The sequence below is a fragment of the Candidatus Thiosymbion oneisti genome (assembly GCF_900092655.1).
Lineage (GTDB): Bacteria > Pseudomonadota > Gammaproteobacteria > Chromatiales > Chromatiaceae > Thiosymbion > Thiosymbion oneisti.
This window is the reverse complement of the sequence record NZ_FLUY01000183.1, coordinates 1-640: the sequence shown is the minus strand read 5'-3', so window position 1 is coordinate 640 and position 640 is coordinate 1. Positions and strand designations below refer to the sequence as shown.

The 640-nt window shown below is 49.4% G+C and carries 1 pseudogene; it reads right to left on the bottom strand.

From position 1 onward, the window contains the following. Positions 1 to 72 precede the first annotated feature (72 nt). Positions 73 to 640, bottom strand: a pseudogene (locus tag BQ17_RS01695) (IS1595 family transposase); the annotation flags it as partial.

The following is a 640-nucleotide window of genomic DNA, read 5'->3' as shown; positions in this document are numbered from 1 at the left end:
TAAAGCACCATGCCTCTTTCAAACTGGAAGTTTATCCGCCTGAAGGCGGAGGTTTCCACCATCAGAAGGACTATGAAATGTTTGTCGGGGAACACCATTGAATTTCGCAAGTCTTCGTTTGGCATACGACCAGAATGATTCAATGCCATTGATATGGCAATTACCGCGGGCAAATTCATGCTTGCCATGATGCACGCGGAAATGTTTTTTGTAACCCACGTCGACGACCCCATTATAGCCCCTCCAGCCGTCCGAGTGAATGATGCTATCGAGGGCTACCTGGCCCCGGATCGCAGCCTGTAGCTGCTTTTTGGAGGCGTCTGGAACGATTTCCGTGTAGACTTTTCCCTGCCGCTCCAGGATCCCGAAGACAATCGTTTTACCCCGTGCTCCACGACCCTTCTTCCCACGAACGCGTCGTGCGCCAAAATAAGATTCATCGACTTCAACCTCACCGGATAAGGGTGATGAAGCTTCACAAACCTGGGCTATTCTGATGCGTAATTTCAATAACAATCGATTAATCGTAGGGCGGCTTACACCACTCAGCTCGGCTGATTTTGGAGGCCGGTAAATCGTGCGCAAAATAGCGTACAATCATTCTGAATTTCGCTTCCGAGATGTGTGAACGCCTGAAATA